The sequence below is a fragment of the Flavobacterium sp. CECT 9288 genome (assembly GCF_918731615.1).
Classification (GTDB): domain Bacteria; phylum Bacteroidota; class Bacteroidia; order Flavobacteriales; family Flavobacteriaceae; genus Flavobacterium.
The window spans coordinates 3,362,401-3,386,060 of sequence record NZ_OU957226.1; the positions used below are offsets into that span (position 1 = coordinate 3,362,401).

Consider the following 23,660-nt stretch of genomic DNA (forward strand, 5'->3'; position numbering starts at 1 on the left):
TTAATACATTTTAAAACTTTGCATAAAATTTAAAATTATGCAATCAGAGAAATTAATACAAACACTTCAAGAACAGACGAGACAAATTATAAACCATGCAGAAGAACTCAAATCCTCTGATTTGAATACATTAACATGGAAAGAAAATGAAATTTCGTGGAGCATTTTGGAGTGTTTAGAACATTTGAACTTATATGGAGACTTTTATCTTCCTCAAATACAAAGTAAAATAGAAAATTCAACCACTAAAGCTGATATTGAATTTAGCAGTGGAATTTTAGGAAACTACTTTTCGAAAAGTATGTTGCCAAAAGAAAAATTGAATAAAATGAAAACATTTAAGGACAAAAATCCATTAAATGCAAACCTTGACAAAACGGTAATTGACGAATTTATAAATCAGCAAATCAATTTTTTGGACTTACTAAATCAATCAAGAAATGTGAGTTTAAACAAAATTAAAATTCAGACTTCAATTTCAGGTTTAATCAGACTAAAATTGGGTGACACTTTTCAGTTTTTTATTAATCATGTCATTAGACATTTAAACCAAATTGACAGAATACACCAAACAATGAAAAATATATAACAGCCAAAAATGTTATTCTTTAGGCTGGCTGAGGCATAAAATTCAACAGGAGTTTTTCATTTAAACTTTAGTATTAAATCCCCTTTTGTACTTTGATTTTCCACCCTAAGTCAAAACCCCAAAACGATAACCCTACAGCATTAAAACAAACTAGAGCTTGCATCATGCAACACAATCCATTTCTTGTCGCTATTGAGCTTAAAACTACCTATGTGCTCTTTGTTCCACTCATTAGGACCTATTAAGGACAGGAAATTCACTCCTTCGGCATCTCTGTATAAATGATAAATTTCACCTATCACAGGTTCAAAGGAAAATTTAGCACTATACACCAATTCATTCCACTCATACTCTTGCATTAACTTTTCATACTGTAATTTGAGTTCGTTAAACTTATTACCGAGCTCTTTGTTTACATTATCAATACCTCTACTTTTCCAGGAAACTACATCATCCACACGTATTGCTGGCGCACCTACATTTGTAGCATACGGCAATACATTAGCATTGAATCCTTTTTCTTGATTGTAAACAACGTTATCTGGTTTCTTATTTTCCATGTTTTTTATACTTTTCAACTCTTCAAATTACTATTATTGAAGGTTGTGTCTTATTATTTGGGGTACCAAAATAAATTTCAACACCTTTGTTTGTTTAATATTTTCTGTACAAAGTTAAACAAAAATCACAAACCTACCATGCAAAATTCAAACTTACCAAAAATAGTTACGAGCAATTAACGGTAACAAAAAAACACTATTAAATTCCTAGGATTTCAATAGTGTTTTCTATAAAATTTAAAAAATAATTTATCTTGCTGAAAGCCAACCTTCAGGATTATTATAAGTTGTGTTCTGAAGGATTAAGAATTTAATTATGGTTTTTCCCGTTTCCCCATTAGTACGTACCCTACCTATGCTTTGCTTGATACTTACTTTATCCCCTTTACTCACAGAAACGGAACTTAAATTTTGGTACACCGTAAAATAATCTCCGTGTTGTATCATAACAGCTTTATTAACTGGAGATATTACAATAACACTTGTTACTTCTCCACCAAAAACAGCTCTCGCATTTGCTCCTTTATCAGTTGTAATTTCAACTCCGCTATTGTGAATCGTTATGGTATTGAACATAGGATGCGTTTGATTTCCATATCCTAGTGATATGAACCCTTTCTCAACAGGATAAGGAAGTCTCCCTCTATTGGACCTAAAATTATCAGCAATTAATTTGGCCTCTGGGGTCAACTCAATTTTTGATGATGATACAGCCGCTTTAGATACTGGAGCACTAGGATTAGCTTTTGCTTTTTCTAGGGCTGCTTTTCTGTTGGCCTCGGCAATGGCTTCTCTAATTAACCTATTGATTTGCCTGTCAATAGTTCTGTACTCTTGTTGACGTTTTTTTATTTCTTGGGCAATCTTATTTTTGTCTTTTTTAATAGAATTCAATAACTTGAGTTGCTCTTGCTTTTCTTTTTCAAGAGACAAACGTTCCTTTTCATTCTCGGCAATCAACTTTTGTTTGGCCGTTTTTTGAATGTCTAATTTCTGATTGTAGTCTGCTAGTTTATCGGTTTTTGTTTTTATTTCTTCCCCTTGCATTTTTCTATAGCCTGTATACTGCTTCATATATTGCGCTCTTTTATACGCTTGAAGAAAATTTTCAGATGATAGTAAAAACATGGCTCTGCTTTCAGAAGAACGACTTTTGTAGGATTTGACAATCATTTTAGCGTAATCCTCTTTTAGGATTTTAAGTTCTTTTTTAAGCTTATTAATCTGAACTTGATTAATATACATGTCATTTTTAAGCAATTTAGTTTGCTTTTCGGTGGTATTAATTAGTTTCTCCTTGAGCTTAATTTTCGTACTCTGAATCACTACTACATTTACCGCAGATTTTTCTTTTTTCTTTACGGTTTGTAATAACTTTTCGTTTTCTTTTATTTCTTTTTGAATTTGAGCTTTGCGTTGTTCTAATTTTTCTTGCTGTGATTCTTGACTCCACAACAATGAAGACATACAAATACAAATTAGGCTTAGGATATATTTTGGCATGAGATAAAAAATATTTTTGCTAATTTACTTAATTAAAATTCTTTTGTACCCATTTGGTACACTATATGGAAAAGAAAGTTCCTCATTAAAGGAAACCGAATTGTATTCTAAATTGATTTCTGTACTTCCTTTTTTCTGAAAAGTATTGATCAGTAAGGCTGTAGGCAGTTTCATATTGTCATACTCTTTGTTTCCTAAATAGGCTACTTTTATCATACGCTCTTCTTTAGGTTGCGTAATTTCTTGTTTTTGAATTAAAAACTGATTGCTGTCTAAGAAAAATGATTTTTGTGTGTTTTCATTTGTTACAGCATCTAATCTATAGCTTTGATCCAAAATTGTTTCAGTGTATTTGCCTTTTCTCAAGTCATCAAGCGCCTGACCTAATAACAGGTTTTGAATTTTAGAATAATCTAAATCAGTTCCTAACCATTGGCTTAAGCTGCTAAAATCACCTTCAAAATAACTGTTGTTTATTTTCTCATAATAACTGACTGTAGTAGGAGTTATCAAGGCTTTGGCCATAGTGATTCCTAAAAAACGAATGCTTACTAAAATTTGCTCGTCTTTCTTAATTCTAATTTCGGCAGTTACATTTTGAGTTTGTTTGTCGTCACTATACCTAGCACTAGACTTGATGTACAGGGTTGAAAAATCGGTTTTGTTGTTGTAATGGTTTTCAATAATTTTTTTGGCCGTCATTACATTTGTCTCAGCAAGCGGCTCCTTTACTGTGGCTACTGCAACGGCCTTTGATTTACAAGAAACCATTACAAGCGCCAGTAAAACCAAATATATTCCTTTTTTCATTATTTTTTTTCTTTTAGTAATTGATTGGCTTTTGAGAAAAATAAATCCTTTTTCTTAAAATCACCCAGACCATTAAAGGCCTCACCTAGTTGTAAATTAAAGTTAATTTCTAATTCCTTATTTTCTACTACATAATCCATGCCCATTTCTAAATAGTCCTTTGCTTTCTTGAATTGTTTCAACTGGTTGTATGCTAAGCCGGCGTAAAAATAAAATTGTGCTTGTGACGGATAGGTTTCTATCAAAGATTCGGCTTTAGGTGCAAGGCTACTAAAATTTTTCTGCTCCACGTACGACTGAAACAAAAGTAAATTAGTCTCAAGGACATCACCCAATCCTCTTTGAGCTGATTTTTCATAATACAATACCGCCTTATCCCACTGCTTTTTGTTTTGAAAAAATTTACCAATTTCTTTGTTTACATCCACACTCGTATCATTATTAAACGTGGCGACTGCTTTTTCTAAATCAGGAGCGTACTGTGGATTTTCTTGTGTGAAAATTAAAAATTCATTTAAGATTCTATGCTTGATTTTTGAGTCAATTTTAGAACTTGCTAGAACCACATTCATTGCCTTAATGGCTTTTTGAGCATCATTGCCGTCAAGGTATGTTTTAAACAAACTGACTTGAGCCCACTCTGAATTTGGAATTGCTTTTTCTAACTTTTTTACAATTTCAAATGCTTTTGCATCTTCATTGTTCTTGGTATACAAAAAGATTAGGCTAATATAATTTGATTCCTGCTGCGGATATTTGACAATTTGTTCTTCTAGATTATTAATTTCTAGATTTTGATATTTTCCTTGTGCCAAGATCTGGCTTTTGTACAATTCTCTTCTATCTGTTTTTCCTACTGTTTCATTAAGTTCTTGAATCAGTGCCAATGCTTTTTCAAATTGATTGGTACCCATATAAAGTGACGTTAAATCTTCTTTATATTTAGGGTCAAATTCTATCAATTTATTAATTATTGTTATGCCTTGAGTAAAGTTTTTAGTTTCATAACTTACATCATACATCCCTATCCAATACCATCTGTTTTTAGGATCAAGCTTGGTAGCCGTTTCAAATGAGGTATAGGCACTTTGATAGTCTTTTAAGGCTAAATAATTTTTGCCCAGCTCAAAATAAACGGTTGCATCATTAGGTTTAAATTTATCAGCTTTTTCTAAAGCAACGATAGCTTTGTCATAATTCTCAATCCCTTTTTGAAGCAAAGATTCATAAAAAAGTTCTTGAAATTGATCTGTATCAAGCTTGATTTCTTCGGGTTCTGTTTGTGCGCATAGCAAAGCTGAATTGCATTGCAAAACCAATAATAAAAATAAAAAAGCGCTCTTTTTCATGCTGTTTTTTTTAATACTGAATCTTTGTTGTTTAACACCAATTACAAATACTAATATCCTTGCCGTATATTTATTTTAACATCTAAGTTTTCTAAAGGTTTGCAAACATCTTTAGCTAATTATTTTTATAACCATATAAGACACATAAGGTCATATAAGTTATTTAAAATTTATTCTCATAAAGCTTATAATTAATGAAAAAACTTAATTTTCTAAAATCTCTTAATGGTTTAAAAAACTGTTTTAAGAGTTCTTGTGAAACATATAAGGCATTTAAGTTTTCTAAAATTTATACTTCAAAAATAGTAAACATCTTTAGCTAATTATTTTTATAACCATATAAGACACATAAGGTCATATAAGTTATTTAAAATTTATTCTCATAAAGCTTATAATTTATGAAAAAACTTAATTTTCTAAAATCTCTTAATGGTTTAAAAAACTGTTTTAAGAGTTCTTGTGAAACATATAAGGCATTTAAGTTTTCTAAAATTTATACTTCAAAAATAGTAAACATCTTTAGCTAATTATTTTTATAACCATATAAGACACATAAGGTCATATAAGTTATTTAAAATTTATTCTCATAAAGCTTATAATTTATGAAAAAACTTAATTTTCTAAAATCTCTTAATGGTTTAAAAAACTGTTTTAAGAGTTCTTGTGAAACATATAAGGCATTTAAGTTTTCTAAAATTTATACTTCAAAAATAGTAAACATCTTTAGCTAATTATTTTTATAACCATATAAGACACATAAGGTCATATAAGTTATTTAAAATTTATTCTCATAAAGCTTATAATTTATGAAAAAACTTAATTTTCTAAAATCTCTTAATGGTTTAAAAAACTGTTTTAAGAGTTCTTGTGAAACATATAAGGCATTTAAGTTTTCTAAAATTTATATTTCAAAAATAGTAAACATCTTTAGCTAATTATTTTTATAACCATATAAGACACATAAGGTCATATAAGTTATTTAAAATTTATTCTCATAAAGCTTATAATTTATGAAAAAACTTAATTTTCTAAAATCTCTTAATGGTTTAAAAAACTGTTTTAAGAGTTCTTGTGAAACATATAAGGCATTTAAGTTTTCTAAAATTTATACTTCAAAAATAGTAAACATCTTTAGCTAATTATTCTTATAACCATATAAGACACATAAGGTCATATAAGTTATTTAAAATTTATTCTCATAAAGCTTATAATTTATGAAAAAACTTAATTTTCTAAAATCTCTTAATGGTTTAAAAAACTGTTTTAAGAGTTCTTGTGAAACATATAAGGCATTTAAGTTTTCTAAAATTTATACTTCAAAAATAGTAAACATCTTTAGCTAATTATTTTTATAACCATATAAGACACATAAGGTCATATAAGTTATTTAAAATTTATTCTCATAAAGCTTATAATTTATGAAAAAACTTAATTTTCTAAAATCTCTTAATGGTTTAAAAAACTGTTTTAAGAGTTCTTGTGAAACATATAAGGCATTTAAGTTTTCTAAAATTTATACTTCAAAAATAGTAAACATCTTTAGCTAATTATTCTTATAACCATATAAGACACATAAGGTCATTTAAGATTTCCGAAATTTATTCTCAAAAAGCTTAATTTTATTATATCTCTTAACGGTTAAAAAAACTGTTTTACGAGTTCTTTTGAAACATATAAGTCATATTAGGCTATCACAATTGAAACTAAAGCTTACATGACTTATATGTTGAAAAAAAGGACATTTTTTATTCTTACCATCTACAATGAATTGAACTTTTTTACTCTAAAACGGAGTAATCCCCAATACTGATGCTGGTAAAATTCCCGTCAAAACTAGCATGATTCCCAATCATGGCATTGTCTAAAACTGCATTTTTGATATGCGAATGCGTTTGTACTAAACTGTTTTTTACCGTACTATTTACCACATGACAACCGTCACCAAGAGAAACATTTGGACCAACAGTAGCATTAACTAACACAACGTTTTTACCAATATAACATGGTGGTATAATAGTTGCGTTTTCTAGTTTTACACTTTCATCAACTAAGGATTCACCATCATTATGTAAAAATCCTAACATTCTAGAATTGGTTTCTACAGTCACGTTTTTGTTACCGCAATCCATCCACTCCTCAACTTTACCAGGGACAAATTTCATGCCTTTGGCCATCATTTGTTTGATTCCGTCGTTGATTTGGTATTCGCCTCCGTGTATGATATTATTATCCAGTACCAACTGCAATTCGTTTTTAAGTACTGCGATATCTTTGAAATAGTAAATCCCGATAACCGCTAAGTCTGAAACAAAAGTGGATGGTTTTTCAACCAACTCAACGATTTCATTGTTGGCATTTAATTTTACCACACCAAAAGCTTCTGGTTGATCTACTTGTTTTACCCAAATTACACTATCAGCCTCTTTGTCTAAGTCAAAATCGGCACGAATTAAAGTATCTGCATAAGCAATTACCGCTGGTCCGCTCAAGGAGTCTTTAGCACACATAATGGCGTGACCAGTTCCTAAGGCTTCGTTTTGGTAATAAATGGTTCCTTTGGCACCTAGTTTTTGGGCTATGGCCAAAAGTTCTTCTTCCACTTTTTGACCAAAACTTTCATGAATGATAAAAGCTACTTCGTCAATATCTTGATTTAAAACTCCTGCGATATCTTCAACTAATCGATGTACGATAGGTTTGCCCGCAACAGGAATTAATGGTTTAGGAATGGTTAATGTATGTGGGCGAAGGCGTGATCCACGACCCGCCATAGGAACGATTATTTTCATATGAACCCCCTAACTACTACTAGGGGTGAGTAGGATTTAAATTTATATTGTTTCTATTTGTAATTATCAATTCCCCCTTCGGGGGTAAGGGGGCTTTATTTTACTCCCGTACTACCAAAACCGCCTTCACCTCTTGAAGTTTCTGTCAGTTCCTGAACTACAGTCCACTCGGCGCGTTCGTGCTTTGCGATAACTAATTGCGCTATGCGTTCCCCGTTTTGAATGGTAAAATCTTCATTGGATAAATTTACTAAAATTACTCCAATTTCTCCACGATAATCCGCATCTACAGTTCCGGGTGCGTTTAGTACGGTTACGCCATTTTTTGCGGCTAGTCCGCTACGTGGTCTTACTTGTGCTTCGTAACCAATAGGTAGTTCTATAAAAAGACCTGTTTTTACGATGGTTCGTTCTAGTGGCTTTAAGGTAATTGGGTCGGTTATATTGGCTCGTAAATCCATTCCTGCCGAGGCGATGGTTTCATAGCTAGGCAAGTCGTGTTGTGATTTGTTGATGATGTTGATATTCATAATGTATTTGTTTGAGCTAGTTTTCAGGATCAGATTGTCTTTTTTAGGAAGTACGCTTTTTTAGCCGTGACCGAAGTGGAAAGCCTTTTTTTATAAAATTGTATTTTTTTCGAGGGTGAAAAGAGCGACTGCAAGAAGCTCCTTTTGAGCCGTAGAAAAAAACAATTTTAGGAAAAAGCTTGAAACGAAGGGCGCGATAAGCTCCTAGAAAATTTGATACTACTTGGCTTTACGTTTAAGTATTTGGGTTAATAATTCTTTTTCGTTGTGGTATATAAAATAAAGGAACACCAGCAATAACGGGATTCCTACGAAATAATTCTCCCGGAATCCGTAAAATGAAATCGCTGAAAATCCGATTGAAATTATGAGATACATAAAAATTTTACGGCTGTCATACGGTATGGGGTAATATTTGTTTCCGAAATAGTAAGAGATGGTCATCATGCTACCATAAGCGGCTATGGTGGCTATGGCCGATCCGTAATAACTCATGGTTGGGATTAGCAGGCAATTGAGCGCTAGTGTGATGATGGCTCCTACGATTGAGATGTAAGCGCCTACATACGTTTTATCAATGAGTTTGTACCATACGGAAAGGTTGGTGTAAATGCCTAAGAAAAAATTAGCCAAAATAATTAAGGGCACTACTTTCATGGCTTCCCAATAAGACTCGTCCTGAATCATAATTAGTTTTAAAACATCGGCAAAAACGATAACGGAGAGTAATATGAACGACCCAAAAATGACAAAATATTTGGTTATTGTGGCATAGGTTTGTGGTGCATCTTTACTATCAGAATGGCTAAAAAAGAAAGGTTCGATACCTAAAGTGTAGGCAGTACGGTACAAGACCATAAACAAACCGAGTTTATAACAAGCGGAATATACTCCTACTTCTGCATCGGCAATGTTTGCTGGCAATAGTTCTCCCAATAAAATTTTGTCAAACTGATCGTTGATGGCAAATGCGAGTCCGGCTACCATAATAGGCATTCCGTATTGCATCATGCGTTTCCAAAGCTGGTAATCAAAATGCCATTTTAGTTTTAAATAATCAGGTGACAATACCACAAATGTGAGCAAACTTGCTACAATATTTGACACAAAAATATAGCCTATTTGATACTCTTCTTGGTATAATGTACTAAAAAAATGACCTGGATTTGACTCTGCCAAGTAAGGCAAATAAATCAAGAAGAACAAATTGAGCAAAAGATACACTGTAACGTTTCCTATTTTTATAACGGCGTACTGCAACGGTTTTTGTTGTACTCTTAACTTAGAAAAGGGAATGATTACTAGCGCATCTAGTACAAGAACCCAAATAGTATAGGTGATGTATTGAACATCTATATTTGACCAAAGGGCTAATTTATTGCGAAACAGTAGCGCTAAAAATAAAAAAGATAAGGAGGTCCAAAAGATAGATACTGAGGCAGTTTCTAAAACTGATTTTTTATCATTCTCTTTATTGTAAAACCTAAAAAAGCGGTTTCCATACCATAGGACAAAACAACATTAAAAATAATAAGCCAAGCAAAAATCATAGACACTTTACCAAACTCTTCTACAGGTAGGTATTTTGTGTACAAGGGTACTAAAAAAAAACTAAACATCCTGGGAATAACCGTGGCTAGACCGTAAATAGCTGTTTGTTTAAAAAGACTTTTATATAATCCCAAAATGGTATGTGTATTAAAATTAAAGCGACAAAAATAAGAAATTCTTTGCTGAAATTGCTTGCGGTAGGGTTTTGTTTTGGTCTACCACCCGCTTGATGTATAGCATTTCTAAAACGGTTCTTATTTAAGCTATTGCTGGATCACCACATTTTGTATTTTGTAAAAATACGTTTTGTGATTTAATTTATATTCTAAAACGGCTTGGTTAGGTTCTAGCTTAAATTGGGGTTGGTGTATTGCGGGTGCTTTATTGCCATATTCTTTGGCTGGATCTACGTCCAAAATAAAATCAGTGGGTGCTGCAGTAGCTTTCAAGATTCCTGTGAACGATAACTGTGAAGCACTTTGCAAAGCTGCGTGTTGCTTGTTATAATGAACTGAAATGAGTTGTAAGTTTGCTGACAATGGTTGATCAAACTCTATAAAAAAAGTGTTTTTTTGGACAAATGTTTTCCTTATTTGTTGAGGAAAGTGCGATTGAAAATCTGGATTTGTTCCACAAGAGATAAAACTACATACGAACATTATAAATAGGATATTTACAAAGCTTGTTTTCATACCAATGCGTTTTAGCTTAAACCATCTTCGTTAATAATTTTTAAAAAATGAAAGCCTTTAGGCGCGTATCCTTGATTGTAATAAAACCGATGTGCTGTAAAATTACCCGTAAATGCATCAAGTACAATCATGTTACAGCCTGTTTCTCTGGCTACTGCATCTACATAATCAGTCATTATTTTACCTATTCCTTTTGAACGATGATCTGGATGTACAATAAAATTGTCAATTTCTAAATATTTACCAGACCACAATTTTGTCCCAGACCACAATCCCGAAGTTCCCACACAAACACCATCTTCATAGACTGCTATTTGCCTGTAGTTGTGCGGAATCATCTCGGTGAGATACGCATCGTATTTTTCTAGGGTAAATGTTGGGTACAAAAAACGCATCACATCAATGTTAGCTAGCATTTCCTGTTTAGTAGTCAGTTCTTTAAGTTCTAATTTCATATTTGCTTTTCAAAAATGTAAAATTAGAGAAAAAGGAATGAGATTAAAAGTGATGATGGGACGAATATTTAAAAAATCAACGTTAAAAATTTTAAAATAAATAAGTGATATCTATAGCGTATCTCTTGAAATAACAGCTTATAGCTTGCATTTATTGTAAAAATTTTAATTATCATAAAGTAAATTTTACCGTAATGATTGAATAAATTATTAATTAAAATTAAAAAACTGCTACTTGTAAATCAAAACCTTGTTTAGTAAAAATAGCAGACTTTATTTCCTAATATTTGTGCTATGTTTCGCTGCTGCTATTTAAATAAACTATTTTAAGTGTATTTTTACCTAAACAGTAAGAAACATCCAGATGCAAGAAATTTTAAAAAATCAAATCGATAAAATTGTACCATTAACGGATGCTGAGTTTCAAGTGGTACTTTCTTATTTTTCAATAGGAAAGTACAAAAAACACCAATATATTCTGCAACAAGGAAACTCGGTTCCTTACGTTCATTTTGTTGTAAAAGGATTGCTCAGATCATTTTATTTAGACAAATCAGGCAAAAGTCATATTTTACAATTTGCAATGGAAGATTGGTGGATCACGGATAATCAAGGTTTTTATAACGAACAAAATGCTACGTTAAATATTGATTGTTTAGAGGATGCTCAAACATATTACATTTCGCTTGAAAACAGAACTAAATTATGTATCGAGCTACCGAAAATCGAATTCTTTTTTTTACAAAAAATGACGGCAGGTTCTATTGCCCTTCAAAATAGAGTTCTTTCATTAATGAGCAAAAATTCAGAGGAGCGCTATACCCAATTTATTCAATTATATCCAAACTTGATTCAGCGTCTTTCTAAAACTTTAGTAGCCTCCTACCTCGGAATTTCTCGCGAAACCTTAAGCAGACTCTCACATTAATGTGATCTATGTCACTTGTTTTATGTGATATAGATCCTTTGCTTTCCTAACTGTATTGCTGAATTTTGTACCTACAAATTTAAAAATACGAATATGAAAAATATAGCACTTGTAGTAGGAGCAACCGGAATAACGGGAAGCGCACTCTCTCAGCAACTAATAAACAAAGGTTGGACAACGTATGGATTAGCCCGCAACCCAAGCAAAGACATTACTGGATTGCAACCCGTAGTTGCAAATCTATTGGATCTTGACAGTTTAAAACTAGCTTTGCAAGATATAACGCCTACACACATATACATTACAACCTGGATGCGTCAAGATTCTGAACTCGAAAATATACGAGTAAACAGCTTAATGATTCGGAATTTATTAGATGTTTTATCTTCTAAAAAATCAGTGCAACACGTAGCTTTAGTAACAGGACTCAAACATTATCTGGGGCCATTTGAGGCTTACGCCAAAGAAGGTTTTTTGCCCGAAACTCCGTTTAGGGAAGAACAACCGCGTTTAGACATCGATAATTTTTATTACGCACAAGAAGATGAAGTCTATGCTGCTGCTGCTCGAGATGGATTTACGTGGAGCATTCACCGTCCGCATACAGTAATTGGAAAAGCAGTAGGAAACCTAATGAACTTGGGTACAACACTTGCTGTCTATGCTAGTATTTGCAAAGCAATTGGCAAACCATTTCAATGGCCAGGTTCAGAGGCACAATGGAACGGACTTTCAGATGTAACCGATGCTGAAGTATTAGCAGCACATTTAATTTGGGCTTCTACAACTGAGCAGGCATTTAACGAAGCTTTCAATGTAGTCAATGGCGACTTTTTTCGATGGAAATGGCTTTGGAAAAAAATAGGAGATTCATTTGGACTCGAAGTAAAAGGATATGATGGAACTATGCATCCTCTGGAACAACAAATGCAACAAGATAGCGAAGTTTGGAAAAAAATCGCTACTGATAATGGGCTTAAAGCAATGGATCTTAACCAACTTGCTTCGCCTTGGCATACTGATCTTGACTTAGGACGACCTATAGAAGTAAATACAGATATGTCTAAAAGTAGAAAACTAGGTTTTCTCGTTTTTAAAAATACCGAAGATTGCTTCTATGAACTTTTTGCAAAACTTCGTTCGGAACGTTTGATACCTTAGTTTGTAGATACCGATTTTACACTTCTAATCTAAAAAAGGGATTTGAAAGAGTACATTAACTCCCTCCAAAAAGCTAGACACTATTTGGGGGTATTTTTTTGGAAAAAAGTCAAATAAAATAGACAGGAGTTATAAATTCTTTATTTTTTACTCACTTTTTCTGCGAGTTGCATCGCGTTATAGATATTTAATACTTTCCCTGATTTAGAGAGTTCAGAAAATTTAGCTTTTTTACCCTCACCACCAGGGATCAAAACTTCAATTTCGTAAGCAGTTCCGGATTCCAGAATAATTTGTTTCACTTCCTTAGCTGTAAGTTTAGGAAAATACGACCAAATCAAAGCCGCTGTTCCAGAAACCATAGGTGTAGCAAGTGAAGTTCCTGAATCATACACATAACTATTTCCTGCAGTTGTTGTATAAATTTTATCTCCAGGAGCAAATAAATCCACATTTTTTTTGCCATAATTAGAGAATTCAGACACAAAATTACTATCTATTTTTTGAGATATTGAACCCACTGTTATAAAATTTTCTACAACTTCATCTGGGTTTTCATAATCAACATCACTAGGATAATATGGATTTTCATCAACATTAAAACTATTGTTCCCTGCAGCATGAACCAGCAAAACATCATGCTTTTCGGCATATTTATAAGCGTCTATTACCCATTTTTTATGCAAAGAAAATTCTTTTCCAAAAGACATGTTGATGACTTTCGCTCCATTATCAACCGCATAATAAATTGCCATTGCAATATCCTTATCGTGTTCATCGCCAGAGTAAGAAATATTTAAAGGCATTATCTTTACCATTTCTGAAATTCCATTAATTCCAAAATCATTATTTCTATTTGCTGCTATAATTCCTGAAACCTTTGTGCAATGATCTTGAATTTTTCTATGACCAACTTTGTTGTTACTAACTAAATTATTACCATAACCTTTTTGTAGATCATAAGCATTGTCCCCTAGAGCTTCACGTTCATTAAAATTTAAGTTCAAATTTTTGTTAACTATCGAATCTACCTGTATTTTAGTCTCTATAATATCTTCTAAAGTATTTTCGTTTAAATCAAATTTTCGCTTCAAAAAACCAACCATTGCTCCTATATCATAGTCCTTGTCCTCTCTTCTTTGTCTATATGTTTTATCATTTATTTTATATTTATTGTAAAGACTATCTAATTGCTTATAAGTATAGTCCTCTTTCGGAAAATAATGCTTTAAACTATCTCTAGCTATTGGATAAGTTAAAATACTATATTTTTGATTTTCTAACCAGTTTTTATAATCAGCATTCCGAGTCTCAAATAATTGCAATGCTCTCTGATATTCTCTATAATCATAAAGTTCATTTGATGCTATCTGATTCTCCTTTTTATCTTTAAATCTAGAATTCCATTCTCTTATGATTCTTACAAATTCAAAATTCCCCCAAACTATGTAGCCACCACTTTTAGTACCAGCAAAATTCCAACCGTTTACATCGTCAACATAACCGTTATTGTCATCGTCAATACCATTATTATTTATTTCTTTTGTATTAGTCCAAATTTGACCCAATAAATCTTCGTGTTTTAAATCGATTTGAGTATCAATAACGGCTACAATTATATCCTTCTTTTTTTGCTTTGTGGTATTTTGACCATACCATTTATTTAGAGAAATTCCAGGTATACCGTCTTGCAAGTAATCTTTCTGAAACCAATTATTTAATAAACTATCCTTCGTTGTAGTGATTGAATGATCCCTTGTGGCGTTCTCTTGAGAAAAACAGCTTACAAAATTTGCAATAAAAACAAAACAAGTAAAATAAAAAAGCGGCAATGATTTCATAGTTAAGGTAATTTTAATGGTTCAAATGTATTAAAGTTGAACGATTCCTTTAAATAGAAATGTAAAGTTGTTACTGGAATTCCGTGAATTCCGCTATCTAAAATTCTATTTGCTTATTTTAAGACTTTTAACTAGCTCTCGTTTTACTCAACTCTTTGATAAAAAAACTAGGTTTGATTTTATACTTTTTATAAAAAGCAGCCGAAAAGGCTTCCGCCGAATTAAAACCAAACTCACTTGCTAAGGAAGCTATGGTATAATTTTGTAAAACAGGTTGTGTTTGCAATTGCAAAACTGCTTCATTTACTCGGAGCTCATTAATATATTGTACAAACGTTTTTCCTTTTTGTTCATTAATAACTTTAGACAAATATTTAGTGTTGGTGTTGAGTTGTAAAGCCAGTTTTTGAATAGAAATTGTGTTTTCAATAAAGCCTTTATCGTTTTCAAACCCTGTTAATTTTTCCAGTAATTCAAGTACAATTTCATTTGATAAACTCTGTTGTACTTGATTTTCTTTTCCATCAGGCGTGGTAAGCTGCGTTTCTAAAACAGTACTGTTTTCTTCAATAGATATGGCTGGATTCAGAATTGCTTCAAATCGATTTTGATGTTGTTTTTTTAAGTAAAATTGGTAGGCAATCAATCCTACAACACCCGCAACTAAAAGTACAATCCATATATATGAAGCAGACTGCTTTTTTTCCAAAGATTGTATTAAGGACTCTTTTTCTGCAATTAAGTGCGGGGTATCGTACTCATTGCGCAAAACTTTACTCAAGTGTTTATAATTTTTTTGCAACACACTATCTATTTCCATGTAGGTTGTTAAGTATCTTAGTTGATTCTGTTTATCTCCAGTCTGCTTGTAATACTCAATCAAATAAGAATAACCTCCTACAAATTCCGGTGTAATTTTTTTTCTAACGCGGTACATAGAATCCACTTTTATAAAATTTTGAACCGCTAATAATTTATCTCCTAAACCTGCATAAGATTTCCCTAAATAAAAATACGAAGCTAAAACATTTCCTGTATTTTTAACTTTGATTAAACCAGGTAATGCTTTATTGATACTATCTAGAGCAGCTCTAAAATTTCTTTTATCTACCTGATTGGCTCCTTCATTCAAAGTAAACATTAACTGTAATTCGTTGTTTTTAGTAATTGTCGCTTCTTTATAACCCAAAGCATTATAATAGGAAGTAGAATCAGAATGCTTTAAAGACTTATGGCAATCTGCTAATCCAAATATGGTGTTTTGGTAATAATAAGAGTAGTAATCCCCTCGATAATCTTTCGTTTTGTAATATTTATAGTTTTCATGGTACAATTGTAAGGCTTCCTCAACTTCTCCCATTTCTTCTGATTTCGTAGTTCCAATATAGTCACGAACCATATAATAATAATCAATATTTGTTTTTAAAGCTACTTGTTCTGCCAAGTTAAAATTTAGTAACGCTTCATCAAATTTTCGTAAATCCACTAATAAGCCCGCTTTTTCGCAATAAGCCGCAGCAGGAAAAAATTTATTCGGTTCTATTTTTGAATATTTTATTACACTATCTAGATATTGAATCGCTTTGAGTGGTTGATCTTCATAATAAAGAATGGCGTATAAATAATAGCCTCTAGCTTTTCGGATTGCTTTATTCTCTTTTTTAGCTTTATCTAGATAAACTTTAGCCCACGCTAATTGCCTTTTAGCATCCCCTTAGTCTTTAAAATAATTATTGTCTATAGTATCGTATGGCAATAAAGATTTGTCAGATAATGTTTGTGACCATAAAAAGAAAGGAAACAGTCCCAAAAGCACTATTTTTAAAAATTGTTGGTTAGTCATTGTAGTTTGGTTTAGCACAAAAGTAGATTATATAAATTAAAATGCTGTAAAAAACTACATTTCTAGGTTATTTGTATTGTCTTGATTTTCATTATTTTAAAAATATAACTTATCGGAATTCCGTGAATTCCGATAACAAGAATTTGCACATCGTCAACAACAATCCTAGTTTTGGCCTCAGAAATGAAAAGCATTAAAAAATAAAACGATAGTCAAAAAATATAAGCTTTATCAAAAAAAGGGAATAATTCAGCTGGTAGGTAACCCTTAAAAAAAATACAGAGCATGGAGTTTATAAAGCTACAATCTCCATTAAAAAATGAGCATAAAAGTTCTCGAGAAACTTTTTTAAAAAAAGAATTTAAAAAATGAATTTAAAACCATTTTTAGATCAACTAAATAGTGCAAAAGTAAAAACTATAAAAGAACCGACTTTTACTGCACTTTTTGTGCTTATTGCTGCATCAGTTGAGATAATTTCTGATTGGGCCAATTTTATGGCTGGACTAATGGGAACACTACCTAACAATCACTAAAAAATGAAACTAACCAAAAACTTTTATTTATTCTTTGGAATTTTCTTTACCATAAACTTAATTTATTCCTTAATTGAGATCAGAGACACCTACAAATTATTCTCTTTCCCAGTTAATATCTGGATATACAGAGGCTATAGATTCTTTATTCCTGCAGTGTTTATAATGATATATTTTAAAATGAGAGCCAACGATTTGACAAAACTAAATCGATATATTTAAGTTCTGACCTCAAGAACCTACTACCTACAAAATTTGTTTGAAAAGTATACTTTTCAGTTCCTATTAGTTTACTTAAGTTTAAAAGCCCACAACTAATGAAATACTTTATTACTCAAACGTTACAAAATACAATTCTAATTGTGTTCATTTTACTTATACGAAATTTTTTTAAAGATGAAAAAAACATCGTCATCTACAAACTATTGGACACAGAACAAATCTTTTTAATACTCTTTTTTTCAGTAGCACTAGCAAGCTATGAAACATACAAAAGGAAGCAATCAGACTCAAAAAAGGAACTGAATCCATAAACTTCATTTTAGATCTATCATAAATGACCCTATAGACTTTGAAGTTAAATTATATTTTATACCTTAAAATTCGTATAGAAATACTTCGTTTTTCACATCTAAAGAATACTAATAAGATCATCATAAAAATACTATAACTAAAAATCAAATAAAATGATCACACTTCTACTGAAAATAATCATACTATACTGGAAACTAGTCGAGAATTTTATTACAGAAACTTTAGGTTAAATAACGAATTGGCATACTATTTGAAATAAAATTATAGCTATTTCAGTACAAAAAAAATGAAAAAATACATCTACTTTTTGATATGCTTCGCCATATTCACTACAACATCTTACGCCCAAAAAAAAGGTAAAACGGCTTTACCTGAAATTGAAAAAACAGTAAGTACAAATCCCTGGCAAAATATAAAAACAATAAAATATTCTTGGTTAGAGACTATAGATAAAAAACAAATTGACTCCATTATGGGTACGTCCCTAGTCATAACAAGTACAGAAAAACCAGTTAAAACATTCAAAAAGAAAAGCTAACCACAAAAAAAAGAGCCAACATAATGTTGGCTCTTTTTTTATGTGCGTAATAATTACTATCCTTTTAAAGCTTCTGCTCCACCTACAATCTCTAAGATTTCATTGGTAATTGCAGCTTGACGTGCTTTATTATAAGTCAATTTCAATTGATTTCTCAATTCCGTTGCATTATCAGTTGCTTTGTGCATTGCAGTCATACGTGCTCCATGTTCAGAGGCAAAAGAATCACGAATACCTTTATACAATTGAGTTTTTAATGATTTAGGAATCAAGGTCAAAACAATTTCTTCTTTTGATGGTTCAAAAATATAATCACCAGCAGCTTCAGCAGCATTAGCCTTTAAAGATGCTAACGGCAAGAATTGCTCTGTTTGAACAATTTGTGTAGCAGCATTCTTAAACTGGTTGTAGATCAACTCAATCTTATCATACTCACCAGCCACAAACTTTTCCATTAACTCATCAGCAATTTTTGCTACCTTGTCAAAAGTAAGATCATCAAATACAGTACTTTGATTGCCTACAACGTTTAAAGTTTTGCTCAATACATCGTTACCTTTTTTACCAATAGCAAAAACATCTACTTGTTTTCCTGCATAGAATTCAGCACGATTTTTCGCTTCTTTTATGGCGTTAGTATTAAAAGCTCCAGCTAAACCTCTATTTGAAGTTACAACAACTAATAATACTTTTTTAATCTCACGTTGTGTGGTATATTCACCACCAGCATCACCTTCTAAAGTAGCAGAAAGATTTTGTAGCAGTTCTGTCAATTTTTCGGCATAAGGGCGCATAGCTGTGATTGCATCTTGTGCTTTCTTTAGCTTTGCTGCAGAAACCATTTTCATTGCAGATGTTATTTGCATCGTAGATGAAACGGAAGTAATTCTATTACGGATTTCCTTTAAATTTGCCATTTTGTGTATAGTGAAATGTGAATCGTAAAAAGTGAACAGTTATACTATTCACTTTTCACTTTTCACTAAATTAGTTATATTTTGCTGATAATTCTTTTGCAACAGTTTCAATTACATCTGTAATTTCGTCAGTCAATTTTCCTGCTTTCAACGCATCAAGAGTTCCTCTGTGTTTAGCGTTTAAGAATTCTAAGAAATCTTTCTCAAATTCTCTAACTTTAGAAACAGGTACGTTTTTCAACAAGTTTTTTGATCCTGCATAAATAATAGCAACTTGATCTTCTACAGTATAAGGATCATTCAAACCTTGTTTCAAGATTTCAACGTTTCTTTTTCCTTTTTCAATTACGTTTAAAGTAACAGCATCAAGATCAGAACCAAATTTAGCAAACGCTTCCAATTCACGGAATTGTGCTTGGTCTAACTTTAAAGTACCCGCCACTTTTTTCATTGATTTAATTTGTGCATTTCCTCCAACACGAGATACCGAGATACCTACGTTAATCGCTGGACGAACCCCAGAGTTAAACAAATCTCCATCTAAGAAAATTTGACCATCAGTAATAGAAATTACGTTTGTTGGGATGTATGCAGAAACGTCACCAGCTTGAGTTTCAATAATTGGTAAAGCAGTTAATGAACCACCACCTTTTACAATTGATTTCAATGAATCTGGTAAATCATTCATGTTTTTAGCAATTCCATCATCAGCAATTACTTTACAAGCACGCTCTAATAAACGGCTGTGTAAGTAGAAAACGTCTCCAGGATAAGCCTCACGTCCCGGTGGTCTTCTTAATAAAAGAGAAACCTCACGGTAAGCAACCGCTTGTTTAGATAAATCATCATAAACAATTAAAGCCGGACGACCTGAATCTCTAAAATATTCTCCAATTGCAGCACCTGCAAAAGGAGCATATACTTGCATTGGAGCTGGATCAGATGCATTTGCAGCAACAATCACAGTATACGCCATAGCACCTTTTTCTTCTAACATCTTAGCAATTCCTGCTACAGTAGAAGCTTTTTGTCCAATAGCTACGTAGATACAAAATACTGGTTTTCCAGCATCGTAAAATTCTTTTTGATTTAAAATGGTGTCAATACAAACTGTTGATTTACCTGTTTGACGATCACCAATAACAAGCTCACGTTGTCCACGACCTACTGGAATCATTGCATCTACTGCTTTAATACCTGTTTGTAATGGCTCAGTAACTGGCTGACGGAAAACTACTCCAGGAGCTTTTCTTTCTAATGGCATCTCGTATAAGTCTCCACCTATTGGTCCTTTTCCATCAATTGGAAAACCAAGTGTGTTTACTACACGTCCTACCATTTGTTCTCCTACTTTAAGAGAAGCTATACGTTGTGTTCTTTTTGCAGTAGATCCTTCTTTGATTCCTGTAGATGGTCCTAAAAGTACCACACCCACATTGTCTTCTTCAAGGTTCAATACAATAGCTTCAAGTCCGTTTTCAAATTCAACTAACTCACCATATTGCACATTTGAAAGCCCGTAAATACGAGCAATACCGTCTCCAACTTGAAGTACAGTTCCTACTTCCTCTAGTGTAGCACCAGATTCAAAACCTTCTACTTGCTTTCTTAATATTGCTGAAATTTCAGCAGGTTTAATTTCCGCCATAATAATTATTTTTACCTATTTTTTTATATTGATTTAGAATATAAATCAACTAAATCTTTTAAACCATTAATATTACTGTAATCAATTTTTTCTATGTCAGTACTAGATACAGAACCACCGATATACTCTTTTAACTTAGTAAAAAACTTCTCTTCTTTACCTTTTTTAATTAGGATTTGAAAACCTTTTTCCTGTGATGGTATTTTAATTACATAAGAATTTGAAGGTACGTCTTGGAAAATACTCATCTTATCTGTAATCTGTACTTCTTTAAAATATTTCCATGAAGCAGAAGCTAAAGAAAGTCCAGCCATAGCACCTAAATCAAGTGCAGAATTATCTTTTGGTGCTGCAACCTCTTCAACTTTGGCTAATAAAGCTCGATACTTTGTCTCAGAATTATCATCATTTACAATGCTAAAAAGGACATTCTCTTTTGCTTTAAAACTGTAATATTTAAAATCGCCTTTTTCATTTTTAGCTACCACTTTTAATATTTTCCCAACACCATCTAAATCGACCATGCCATTAGAAGAATTAGCGATTGCAATTTTTTCAAAATCAATAGAAAGTACACCTTCTACTTTTTCACCTTTTTGATCAATTACATACCCTTTCTTGTCGTAAATATTAGATGAGTTTAATTTAGCAGCGTCTAATTTAGCCGTTTTATCAGCTTCTCTTGCCTTTAAAAGAACTTCAGCCTCCATTAAAGTCATGTATTTTTGACCATTAACGTATGATAAATCAACTAATTCTTTTACAAAACTTTCAGAAGAAGCCAAATCCGCATTATTGATTTTGGCAGTTGGAACATAAGTAAAGGTTTTATCCGATTCAACTAATGCTACTACCATTTTTCCGCCTCTCTCGACAGCTTGAACTAATACTCTACCACTTAAAGATGCTATTTCAACATTTAAAACAGGATATGGCGAACTATTTTGTTTCATAGAAACATCATATTTAGCTACCACTTTTGACATGAACTCTTTGTTTTGTTCTTGGGTATACCTATCTGTAAAAGCATCTGCAGGAACAACACCAGAAAAAATCAATTTATCTTTTCGAAAAACTTGATAGTTCATTGCCGCTAGGTCTTTTTCCAAATCCTTGGCAGATTCCTTCAATTTTTCAATCTCTGCTGAAATACTTGGACGCTCTTCAGCAAAAAAAGCATCAAGATTCTCTACACCATTAGTAGTTAAAATATTGTACTTTTTGGCAAGGATTTCTGCAACAGCTTTTTTATAATTCAATGTAAAAGACATTAGAACAAAATCTACTTCTGCAGTTTTTGTACCATCTAAATTTGTAACAATTAACCAACTTTTAGAATTCTGAGCATCAATTTTATGTGTCTTCAATGTTGCAATGATAGCATTGGCATTATTAATTGAAGTATATTTAAACTGCGTACCTGCTTTGTCCTTTTCAACTTTCGCAACAGCAACATTATCAAATAAAATCTGATCATCATCTTCTTTTATTTTCTGACTAAAAGAAAATAACGATGTACCTAGGATTAATAAAAATATAATTTTTTTCATTGTTAGAATTTAGTTACTTAATTCTCTTTTTAAAATTTGTAATCTGTTTGCAACTGCAGCATTGTACTGCTTGTCACCTATTCTAATAATAAAACCTCCTATAATAGCAGGATCTACAGTGTTGATAATTGTAATTTTCTTATCAGACAAAGTAGCTATTTTAGCTAAAACTTTGGCCTCTAAAACTTCATCCATAGGAACAGCAGTAGTAACAGTTGCTACTTCAACTCCGTTCATTGTATCAAACAAACCATTGTATTCTAATGCTATAGCACCTAAAATTTCGAATCTTTTGTTTTCAAATAACAAATGAAATAAACTTTTAGTCACAGAATTTGCATCAGCAAAAACCTCTAGTAAAGCACTTTGTTTTTGATCAACTTTTAAAGTTGGATTTTCAATAAAGTTTTTCAATTCTAGATTTTCTGTAACAGTCAATGCAATAGTTTTCATATCAGCATTAACGGCATCAGCCACACCTTTTGACTGTGCGATTTCTAAAATTGCTTTCGCATAACGAATTGCTGCTCTAGTTCCTGACATAATGTTAGTTTAATTTTACGTCTCCTAACATGTTCTCAACTAGTTTAGATTGAGCTTCTTTGTTAGATAATTCGCTTTTTAATAATTTTTCTGCAATGTCCAAAGATAATGTAGAAACATGAGATTTCAATTCAGCCATTGCCGCATTTTTTTCTGCTGCAATAGCAACTTTTGCTTGCTCAATCATTCTTGCACCTTCTGCTTGCGCATCGGCTTTAGAATCAGCAATCATTTTATCTCTCATTTCACGAGCTTCTTTTAACATAGCATCACGTTCTAAACGCGCTTCTTGTAAAATACGCTCATTACTAGCGGTAAGATTTTGCATTTCAAGACGAGCTGACTCAGCAGATGCTAATGCATTGTTGATAGACTCCTCACGACTTTTTACAGCTCCTAAAATAGGACCCCAAGCAAATTTTTTAAGTAGTATAAAGAAAACTACAAATATAATTGTGGTCCAAAATATTAAACTTTCTGGTGAAGTTAATTTCATATTCTTATATATTTAATAAAATTGTTTTTCAATAAAAAAACTTCCTGTAGCCAACCGCCACAGGAAATTTTAGGATTTAATTTGCTTTTGCGATTAACGCAACTACTACTGCGAAAAGTGCAACACCCTCAATAAGTGCAGCAGCGATAATCATAGCAGTTTGGATTTTTCCAGCAGCTTCTGGCTGACGAGCGATAGCATCCATTGCAGAACCACCAATTTTTCCAATTCCTAGACCTGCTCCGATTACTGCTAATCCAGCTCCAATTCCAGCTAATACCATAATAGTAAATTTAT

General features: G+C 32.2%; 22 protein-coding genes and 1 pseudogene. 5 read left to right on the plus strand and 18 right to left on the minus strand.

Annotated features, from left to right (window positions below):
- The first annotated feature begins 37 nt into the window (after positions 1 to 37).
- Positions 38 to 589: a DinB family protein gene (locus tag LQ189_RS14890; protein ID WP_230158271.1), complete on the plus strand. Its 552-nt coding sequence runs from the start codon at positions 38 to 40 to the stop codon at positions 587 to 589.
- A gap of 140 nt (positions 590 to 729) precedes the next feature.
- Here LQ189_RS14890 and LQ189_RS14895 read toward each other — a convergent pair whose 3' ends face one another.
- The 9 genes and pseudogenes from LQ189_RS14895 to LQ189_RS14935 all read right to left on the minus strand — a co-directional run bounded on the left by LQ189_RS14895 (position 730) and on the right by LQ189_RS14935 (position 10,828).
- Entirely contained in the window at positions 730 to 1,149 is a 420-nt protein-coding gene (locus LQ189_RS14895) for a DUF2452 domain-containing protein (RefSeq protein ID WP_158728946.1), read from the minus strand.
- A 249-nt stretch (positions 1,150 to 1,398) separates the two neighbouring features.
- Positions 1,399 to 2,616, minus strand: a complete 1,218-nt coding sequence (locus LQ189_RS14900) for a murein hydrolase activator EnvC (RefSeq protein WP_230158273.1) — start codon at positions 2,614 to 2,616, stop codon at positions 1,399 to 1,401.
- 60 nt (positions 2,617 to 2,676) lie between these two features.
- Positions 2,677 to 3,462, minus strand: a complete 786-nt coding sequence (locus LQ189_RS14905) for a DUF4292 domain-containing protein (RefSeq protein ID WP_230158275.1) — start codon at positions 3,460 to 3,462, stop codon at positions 2,677 to 2,679.
- A complete protein-coding gene (locus LQ189_RS14910; RefSeq protein ID WP_230158276.1) occupies positions 3,462 to 4,811 on the minus strand; it encodes a lipopolysaccharide assembly protein LapB in 1,350 nt (449 codons plus the stop codon). The genes LQ189_RS14905 and LQ189_RS14910 overlap by 1 nt, the downstream gene beginning before the upstream one ends.
- Before the next feature lie 1,778 nt (positions 4,812 to 6,589).
- Positions 6,590 to 7,600, minus strand: coding sequence for a sugar phosphate nucleotidyltransferase (locus LQ189_RS14915; RefSeq protein ID WP_230158277.1), 1,011 nt, complete (start codon positions 7,598 to 7,600; stop codon positions 6,590 to 6,592).
- 95 nt (positions 7,601 to 7,695) lie between these two features.
- Positions 7,696 to 8,130 (minus strand): dUTP diphosphatase, encoded by a 435-nt coding sequence (gene dut, locus LQ189_RS14920; protein WP_230158278.1) that lies wholly within the window; start codon positions 8,128 to 8,130, stop codon positions 7,696 to 7,698.
- Positions 8,131 to 8,349: 219 nt separating this feature from the next.
- Positions 8,350 to 9,815 (minus strand): annotated as a pseudogene (locus LQ189_RS14925) (lipopolysaccharide biosynthesis protein).
- Positions 9,816 to 9,944: 129 nt separating this feature from the next.
- Positions 9,945 to 10,373 (minus strand): hypothetical protein, encoded by a 429-nt coding sequence (locus LQ189_RS14930; protein WP_230158279.1) that lies wholly within the window; start codon positions 10,371 to 10,373, stop codon positions 9,945 to 9,947.
- Between the two features lie 11 nt (positions 10,374 to 10,384).
- Positions 10,385 to 10,828: a GNAT family N-acetyltransferase gene (locus tag LQ189_RS14935; protein ID WP_230158280.1), complete on the minus strand. Its 444-nt coding sequence runs from the start codon at positions 10,826 to 10,828 to the stop codon at positions 10,385 to 10,387.
- A gap of 364 nt (positions 10,829 to 11,192) precedes the next feature.
- On the opposite strand from LQ189_RS14935, the gene LQ189_RS14940 reads away from it, so the two are divergent.
- Entirely contained in the window at positions 11,193 to 11,756 is a 564-nt protein-coding gene (locus tag LQ189_RS14940; RefSeq protein ID WP_230158281.1) for a Crp/Fnr family transcriptional regulator, read from the plus strand.
- 93 nt (positions 11,757 to 11,849) lie between these two features.
- Entirely contained in the window at positions 11,850 to 12,917 is a 1,068-nt protein-coding gene (locus LQ189_RS14945) for an SDR family oxidoreductase (RefSeq protein WP_230158282.1), read from the plus strand.
- A gap of 140 nt (positions 12,918 to 13,057) precedes the next feature.
- Here LQ189_RS14945 and LQ189_RS14950 read toward each other — a convergent pair whose 3' ends face one another.
- The 3 genes from LQ189_RS14950 to LQ189_RS16270 form a co-directional block, all read right to left on the minus strand.
- A complete protein-coding gene (locus LQ189_RS14950; protein WP_230158283.1) occupies positions 13,058 to 14,758 on the minus strand; it encodes a S8 family serine peptidase in 1,701 nt (566 codons plus the stop codon).
- 127 nt (positions 14,759 to 14,885) lie between these two features.
- The gene (locus tag LQ189_RS14955) at positions 14,886 to 16,244 is read right to left on the minus strand and encodes an AraC family transcriptional regulator (RefSeq protein WP_230158285.1); all 1,359 of its coding nucleotides are present in this window, start codon (positions 16,242 to 16,244) and stop codon (positions 14,886 to 14,888) included.
- Positions 16,245 to 16,472: 228 nt separating this feature from the next.
- A complete protein-coding gene (locus LQ189_RS16270) occupies positions 16,473 to 16,601 on the minus strand; it encodes a hypothetical protein (RefSeq protein ID WP_255667903.1) in 129 nt (42 codons plus the stop codon).
- 368 nt (positions 16,602 to 16,969) lie between these two features.
- Between LQ189_RS16270 and LQ189_RS14960 the strand changes: the two genes are divergently transcribed.
- Both LQ189_RS14960 and LQ189_RS14965 read left to right on the plus strand, forming a co-directional pair.
- Positions 16,970 to 17,137 (plus strand): hypothetical protein, encoded by a 168-nt coding sequence (locus LQ189_RS14960; RefSeq protein WP_230158287.1) that lies wholly within the window; start codon positions 16,970 to 16,972, stop codon positions 17,135 to 17,137.
- Positions 17,138 to 17,957: 820 nt separating this feature from the next.
- Positions 17,958 to 18,209, plus strand: coding sequence for a hypothetical protein (locus LQ189_RS14965; RefSeq protein ID WP_230158288.1), 252 nt, complete (start codon positions 17,958 to 17,960; stop codon positions 18,207 to 18,209).
- Between the two features lie 56 nt (positions 18,210 to 18,265).
- On the opposite strand, the gene atpG is transcribed toward LQ189_RS14965, so the two are convergent.
- The 6 genes from atpG to atpE all read right to left on the minus strand — a co-directional run bounded on the left by atpG (position 18,266) and on the right by atpE (position 23,646).
- The gene (gene atpG / locus LQ189_RS14970) at positions 18,266 to 19,126 is read right to left on the minus strand and encodes an ATP synthase F1 subunit gamma (protein WP_230158289.1); all 861 of its coding nucleotides are present in this window, start codon (positions 19,124 to 19,126) and stop codon (positions 18,266 to 18,268) included.
- 70 nt (positions 19,127 to 19,196) lie between these two features.
- On the minus strand, positions 19,197 to 20,774 hold the full coding sequence (atpA, locus tag LQ189_RS14975) for a F0F1 ATP synthase subunit alpha (protein WP_086455040.1): 1,578 nt from the start codon (positions 20,772 to 20,774) through the stop codon (positions 19,197 to 19,199).
- Positions 20,775 to 20,797: 23 nt separating this feature from the next.
- Positions 20,798 to 22,324, minus strand: coding sequence for a hypothetical protein (locus LQ189_RS14980; RefSeq protein ID WP_230158290.1), 1,527 nt, complete (start codon positions 22,322 to 22,324; stop codon positions 20,798 to 20,800).
- Between the two features lie 9 nt (positions 22,325 to 22,333).
- The gene (gene atpH / locus LQ189_RS14985) at positions 22,334 to 22,867 is read right to left on the minus strand and encodes an ATP synthase F1 subunit delta (protein ID WP_230158291.1); all 534 of its coding nucleotides are present in this window, start codon (positions 22,865 to 22,867) and stop codon (positions 22,334 to 22,336) included.
- Between the two features lie 4 nt (positions 22,868 to 22,871).
- The gene (locus LQ189_RS14990) at positions 22,872 to 23,363 is read right to left on the minus strand and encodes a F0F1 ATP synthase subunit B (RefSeq protein WP_230158292.1); all 492 of its coding nucleotides are present in this window, start codon (positions 23,361 to 23,363) and stop codon (positions 22,872 to 22,874) included.
- Between the two features lie 76 nt (positions 23,364 to 23,439).
- Positions 23,440 to 23,646: an ATP synthase F0 subunit C gene (gene atpE, locus LQ189_RS14995; RefSeq protein WP_230158293.1), complete on the minus strand. Its 207-nt coding sequence runs from the start codon at positions 23,644 to 23,646 to the stop codon at positions 23,440 to 23,442.
- Positions 23,647 to 23,660 lie beyond the last annotated feature (14 nt).